Source organism: Saccharothrix sp. NRRL B-16314, assembly GCF_000716595.1.
Classification (GTDB): Bacteria; Actinomycetota; Actinomycetes; order Mycobacteriales; family Pseudonocardiaceae; genus Actinosynnema.
On record NZ_JNXC01000068.1, the window covers coordinates 1 to 6,028 of the forward strand.

The window sequence follows — 6,028 nt, forward strand, 5'->3', positions numbered from 1 at the left end:
GCAGGCGTCGAACTACGAGCGCGTGGTGAAGGCCTGCCTGGCCGTGGCGCGCTGCGCCGGCATCACGGTGTGGGGCATCCGGGACACCGACTCGTGGCGCGCCTCGGGCACCCCGCTGCTGTTCGACGGCTCGGGCAACAAGAAGGCCGCCTACACCTCCACCCTCAACGTCCTCAACAGCGGCGGCACGTCGACGACGTCCACCACTCCGATGACCACGACCACCACCACTTCAACGGCCAGGTGACCGTGCCGGGCACCGACGACTGGGTCGTCACCGTCGCGGCCCAGGCTGACCTGCCGCGCCGGCTGACGGCCCGGTGACGCACAGGGGAGGTCCGGGACAGCCCGGACCTCCCCCTTATTCGCGCTTACGTCAGACCGTGCCACCCAGGTGGGCCACCAGGAAGGCGGCCGTGTCACCCATGACCCGCACCTCGTTCGCCCGGACGGTGAAACCGTGCCCCTCGTCTTCGTACACGTCGTAGCGCACCTCGACGCCACGCGCGCGCAAAGCGGCGACGATCTGGTCGCTCTCCGCCTTCACCACGCGCGGGTCGTTGGCGCCCTGGATCACGAACAGCGGAGCGGTGATCGCGTCGGCGTGCGTGACCGGTGACCGTGCCAGCAGGAAGTCGGCCTCGGTGTCCGGGTCGCCCACCTTCTCCGCCATCGAGGCGCGCCACGTCTCGGGCACCGACCGGACCATCGTGAGCAGGTTCGACGGGCCGACGATCGACACCCCCGCCGCCCACAGCGAAGGCAGCCGGGACAGGCAGGACAGCGCGGCGAAACCGCCGTACGACGCGCCCCACACGCCGATCCGAGCCGGGTCGACCCAGTCCAGACCGCGCAAGTACGCCACCGCGCACTCGAAGTCGCCCAGCTCGTCGCCGCCGTAGTCGTGCACGATCAGCCGCTGGTAGGTCTTGCCGTACCCGGTCGAGCCGCGCACGTTCGGCGCGAGCACCGCGATACCCCGCGAGACCAGGTACTGGTACAGCCCGGAGTAGTTGTACTGCGGCCGTTCCTGGGCTTCCGGCCCGCCGTGGATGGACAGCACCACACCGTGGACGCCGTCACCGTGCGGCCGGTACAGCCAAGCGGGAACCTCGCGGCCGTCGTGCGTCGGGTAGCGCACCAGTTGCGGCTCGACGCACGCCACCGAGGGCGCGCCGGACGTCAGGTAGCGCACCTCGTTCGTGGTCAGGTCGAGCGCGACGACCTCCGTCGGCCGGCTGCCGGTCGCGAGCAGGAACGTCAGCACGTCACCCGCCACGGCCAGCGAGGTGATCACCCCGGCGGGCAGCTCGGGCAACGCCACCGGCTCGCCGTCCCGCTGCACGACCAGCCGCGAGATGCCGTCCTCGTTCACGGTCCACGCCCGTACCGGACCGGAGGCCGCCACCTGCTCGACGTCCCACGGCGGCGTCACGAGGTCCGTGATCGCACCGGTCGCCGTCGAGCACCAGCCCAGCGCCAGGAACTCCCGATCCGCGTTGTGCAGCACGAGGAACCCGGAATCGGTCCATGGTCCCGCGATGTGCAGCCGCTTGTCCTCGTGCGGTGTCACGACCCGCAGCGGCGCGTCCGGGTCGTGCAAGTCGACGAGACCGAGGTCGGTGTCGGCGATGCTGTGCATGCCGGACGTGAGCAGCCAACGGCCGTCCGGTGACACCGACACCGCGTGCAGCCTCGTGCCCGCGACGGACTCGACCCGGCGGACGGCACCGGTTTCCAGGTCTTGGACCAGCACGTCCTGCACGGCGGCGTCCCGGTCGTTGCCCGCGTAGACCACGCTCCGGCCGTCCGGCGTGAACGGCGCGACGTCGCGGAAGTCGTCGATGGTCGACCCGAGCACGTGCTGGCGGTCCACGGTGTCGGTCAGTCGTCGCGGGATGCCACCGGCGGCGTCGACCAAGTACAGCTGGAACTGCTCGTCGCCCTGGAAGTCGGCGGTGTACAGCAGGCTCCGGCCGTCCGGCGACCACGCGACCTGCCGCACCGAGTTCTCGGTGTAGTCGGTGATCCGGCGGGCCGGACCACCGGATACCGGTGTGACGTACAGGTTGTGCGGCCCGTCGGGATTGGCGGCGTACGCCACGGACGCGCCGTCCGGCGACAGCGCGAGGTTGGAGCGGAAGCGCCGGATCGGCGCGAACTCCGGGTAATCGGTCATGGTCCCCCCTGAGTCTGGTCTGCCGTTCCAGTTTTCCTCAACACCGACCGCCGACACTGCGCCACACGGTGATCAAGGGAGGTTTTCGTGAGCGGCAGGCTGAAGTTCGCGGGTGTGGCGCGCAGTACCGCGCTGACCCGGTCAGCGCTGGTGGTGGCGTTGCTGTGCGTCCTGCTGGCGGGCGGGCGGGCCTGGGGCGACGATCGGGTCGCTTTGGTGTGCTCCAACGACACGGGGGACGACGAGCGGATCAACGCCGCCATCAGCGGCAGCGCGCCCGGCGGCGAGGTGGTGCTGACCGGCACCTGCCTGATCGACGGCACGGTGCGACTGGTGGGCGACCGGACGTTGAAGGGCTCGTCCCGCACCGGTGCGGTCATCCGGCAGGCTCCGGGGGCGAACCTGGACGCCATGCTCGCCAGCGACAGCTACCTGGACGACGTGCCGTGGACGGGTGACCCGGTGACCGTCCGGTCGCTGACCCTGATGGCCGAGCGGTCCACCAACCCGTCCGCCGGTGACGCGCTCGTGCTGCGGTCGTGGCAGTCGGTGGTCGAGGACGTCTCCGTGCGGGACGCCAACCGGCACGGCATCCGGGTCACGAACCTGTCGGCCGGCGGGGTCGCGTTGGCCAACACCCAGGTCAACGGGCGGATCGTGGGCAGTCACATCGACAACTCGGGCGGACGCGGCGTGCACGTGGAGGACACCGGCAACTCGGTCACCGACTGGCAGCTGCTGGACAACTGGATCGGCGACTCCGGCACCGACGGCATCGGCCTGGACAACGCCGCCGGCTGGCTCGTCCGAGGCAACCACGTGTACGGGGTCGGCCGCGTCGCCCTGTGGGCCGACCGGCTGTTCGGGTCCTCCATCACGGACAACTACCTGGAGGACTTCGGCGAGTCCGGCATCCGGCTGTCGATCCAGGGCGAAGCGGCCTCGACCGTCTCCGGCAACCGGGTGTTCGACTTCTCCGGCGGCACGGGCACCTTCCTGGAAACGCGGGTGAACTACGGGACCGGCAACCTCGCCGTCATCGGCAACACCCTGCGCGGCAACGGGTCCGGCGTCGGCTTGGACTACCAGCGCGGACCGGGTGCCGGATTGGCGGTCACCTCGACCGGCAACCTGGTGACGGGCGTGACCACGCCGCGCCGCACCAGCGCCGGGGTGACGGTCACCTCGGGCGCCTGAAGCACGCGCCGGTGAGCGGCGCGCAACGCCTCGCCGGGGCCCGTGCCCAACTCCTCGGCGAGGCGACGGCACATCCGCCGGTGGACCGAGAGAGCTTCGGCCGTGCGGCCCACCCCGTGCAGGGCGATCACGAGCTGCGCGGTGACGCACTCGTCGAACGGGTGCGCCGCCGCGCGCTCGAACAGCCCCGTCACCACGTCGTGGTAGCGGCCCAACCGCAGCGCGGCGTCCACGTGCTCGACCTCCGCGAGGTGCCGCTGCTGGACGAGCGCCACCCGCGTCACGTCCAGCCACGCGGTCGTCAACCCCGCGAACGGCTCACCTCGCCACAACGACAACGCCTGCTCGTGCAGCTCGACGCGTCTCGCGTCGTCCGCTTCCCGGCGCGCCGCCTTGATCAACCGCTGGAACCGGTGCAGGTCCACCAGCTCCGGGTCGACGACCAGCTGGTAGGAACCCGGACGCCGCACCAGTTCCACGCCACCCGCACCGGCCAGCGCCTGCCGCAGTCGGTGCAGGTAGCTGTACAGGGCCGCGAGCGGCCGACGTGGTGGCGTCACACCCCACACCCGGAACACCAGCTTGTCGTAGCCCACCGGATCGTTGGCGTCGACCGCCAACGCCGCCAGCACGCAGCGCTGCCGTGCGTGCCCCAAACTCGTCGGCACTCCGTTCACGAGCACGTCGACCGCACCGAGCAGTCGGACTTCAACCCCCACCGCGAACCTCCCCCGTCGTCGGTGACTTACGGTCTAGCACCGCCGGGTGCCGTACGGCTGTTCGGATCTGTTCGAGTTTGTTCGTGCAGGTCAACGGGTTCCGCGCGGAAACGGCGGTGGACGCGGAGGGTTACGCCGGCATCATGGGGATGTGACGCAGCAGGATGATTCGCCACCACGGCCAGAGGACTCGGCGACGGCGGCGGAGTTCATCGCGTCGATGAAGCGGCTGCGGCTGTGGTCCGGGTTGACCTACCGGCAGCTGGAGGCGAAGGCACGGGCGAACGGCGATGTCCTGCCGTCCAGCACGACGGCGACGATGCTCAACCGCGACACCCTGCCCAGGGAGTCGCTGGTGTCCGCGTTCGTCCGGGGTTGCGGGCTGGCCGAGCAGGACGTCGAGCGCTGGTCGGCGGCACGCCGGCGATTAGCCGTGCAGACGCCGGACGTCGAGGAGCCACCGCCCCCGCCGACTCCGCGCAGGCGCTGGAAGTGGTGGGCGGTCGGCGCGGCGGCGGTGCTCGTGGCCGCCACGGGCGTCGTGCTGCTGGTACAGCCCTCGGACCTGGAGCCACTCCCCGCCGACGGCCGGTACCTGATCCGCCCGGCCCACACCGCGGACCGCGACCTGTGCGTGGGAGAGGGCCGCGAACGCAACGGGCGGACCAACCGCCCGCTGGCCGTGCAGCGACCGTGCGAGGGCGTGGTGCCGGACACCTACCTGGAGGCCGTCGGCTCGGGCGTCTTCCTGATCAAGTGGAGGCACCCGCAGGAGGGCTGGGGCTGCCTGTCGGTGGACGGGGCGTCCCTGGACGATGAGACGCTGCTCGGGCCGACCGACTGCAACTCGGCCGCGCACCAGCGGTTCCTGCTGGAACCCGTGCGCATCCCCGTGCCGAACGGGTTCACGGTGCGCCCGGTGCACAGCGGCAAGTGCGTCGGCCTGCTGTCCGGCCCCGCCGACGTCGACGCCGGAGCCGAACTGGCGCAGACCACGTGCTCGGGCCAGGCGGACCAGGAGTTCCTGCTGGAACCGGTCGGACGCTGAAGGATTCCGAAGCGGTGGACGGCGGTGTCGACGCGACACCGATCCTCGACTGGGATCACCCACTGGTCCGGTCGCTGGCGGAACGGGTCCCACCGTTCTGGGACAGCGACCCCGTCACCGCGTTGAGGGCGGCGCACCAACTCGTCGCGACCACGGTGCGACCCGTGTACGCGGTGGATGACGCGCAGCCGATTTCGCGCACCCTCAGCCGGGGAAGGGGGTCGTGCAGCCAGCGGGACTCGTGGTCGACGGGCGGTTCTGGTATCCGAGGTTCCGCCGGGTGCCGTTCCTCGTGCCGGCGCGGGTCCTCCTGGCGTGGCCGGAGTTCCGGGTGGCGGTGGACTGGGACGGCCTGACCTGCTCGCCGGGGACGCCGTCGGCCTGCGACCTGTCCGCGACCGTGCTCACCGACCTCGGGCGGTTCCCCTCGCGCGACGACCTGTTCGCCGATCATGGGCAGACGCTCTGCGGCCCGCTCACCACCCTGGCGGACCCGTTCCTGAGCCGCTGGGCACCACCCGCCGTCACCGGCCGCTGAGACGGCGAGCATCGCCTGGACCACCGGGTGTTCAGGCCGCGATGGGCATCTGTGGTCGGTGGAGCAGATTCTGCCTGGGCCTTTGGGCGGGGTCGACGTGACGCGGCGGAATGAATGCCGGAACACCACCGGTCATCGTGATCCGCCAGCGCGAGTGGTGCACCAGGGAATGATGCGTGCGACACAGGAGAACAAGGTTGTCCAGATCTGTGGCACCTCCGTCCGCCCAGAATGTGACGTGGTGCGCATCGCACCATTTCGGCGGTCGGGAACAGATGGGTCGACCTTGGGCGCGCCACCCGAGTTTCCTCGGGAGCGTTTCCCAAGGCCGCCCGCCGAACCGGACG

7 protein-coding genes are annotated in these 6,028 nt (G+C 70.9%); 4 read left to right on the forward strand and 3 right to left on the reverse strand.

Annotated elements, in window-relative coordinates:
* Window positions 1-247 (forward strand): endo-1,4-beta-xylanase (locus OQ02_RS38915; protein ID WP_033443706.1); only part of this gene is annotated, 247 nt, incomplete at its 5' end.
* 129 nt (window positions 248-376) lie between these two features.
* Here OQ02_RS38915 and OQ02_RS38920 read toward each other — a convergent pair.
* Entirely contained in the window at window positions 377-2,179 is a 1,803-nt protein-coding gene (locus tag OQ02_RS38920) for a S9 family peptidase (RefSeq protein ID WP_033443707.1), read from the reverse strand.
* An 87-nt stretch (window positions 2,180-2,266) separates the two neighbouring features.
* Here OQ02_RS38920 and OQ02_RS38925 point away from each other — a divergent pair, with 87 nt between their 5' ends.
* Entirely contained in the window at window positions 2,267-3,376 is a 1,110-nt protein-coding gene (locus OQ02_RS38925) for a right-handed parallel beta-helix repeat-containing protein (RefSeq protein WP_231500443.1), read from the forward strand.
* Here the strand turns inward: OQ02_RS38925 and OQ02_RS43375 are convergent.
* Entirely contained in the window at window positions 3,262-4,095 is an 834-nt protein-coding gene (locus tag OQ02_RS43375) for an AfsR/SARP family transcriptional regulator (protein WP_081916275.1), read from the reverse strand. The two genes, OQ02_RS38925 and OQ02_RS43375, sit on opposite strands and share 115 nt — an antisense overlap.
* A gap of 151 nt (window positions 4,096-4,246) precedes the next feature.
* Between OQ02_RS43375 and OQ02_RS38930 the strand changes: the two genes are divergently transcribed.
* Both OQ02_RS38930 and OQ02_RS45335 read left to right on the forward strand, forming a co-directional pair.
* Window positions 4,247-5,143 carry an RICIN domain-containing protein gene (locus OQ02_RS38930; protein ID WP_063747239.1) on the forward strand — a complete coding sequence of 299 codons (897 nt, stop codon included), beginning with the start codon at window positions 4,247-4,249 and terminating at the stop codon, window positions 5,141-5,143.
* 223 nt (window positions 5,144-5,366) lie between these two features.
* Window positions 5,367-5,681 (forward strand): hypothetical protein, encoded by a 315-nt coding sequence (locus tag OQ02_RS45335; protein WP_197043714.1) that lies wholly within the window; start codon window positions 5,367-5,369, stop codon window positions 5,679-5,681.
* 31 nt (window positions 5,682-5,712) lie between these two features.
* Here the strand turns inward: OQ02_RS45335 and OQ02_RS43380 are convergent, their stop codons facing one another.
* The gene (locus OQ02_RS43380; protein WP_081916276.1) at window positions 5,713-5,958 is read right to left on the reverse strand and encodes an HNH endonuclease signature motif containing protein; all 246 of its coding nucleotides are present in this window, start codon (window positions 5,956-5,958) and stop codon (window positions 5,713-5,715) included.
* Window positions 5,959-6,028 lie beyond the last annotated feature (70 nt).

Coding starts and splice junctions, on each gene's coding strand:
- OQ02_RS38920 (WP_033443707.1), bottom strand. CDS start 2,179: ATGACCGATTACCCGGAGTTCGCGCCGATCCGGCGCTTCCGCTCCAAC.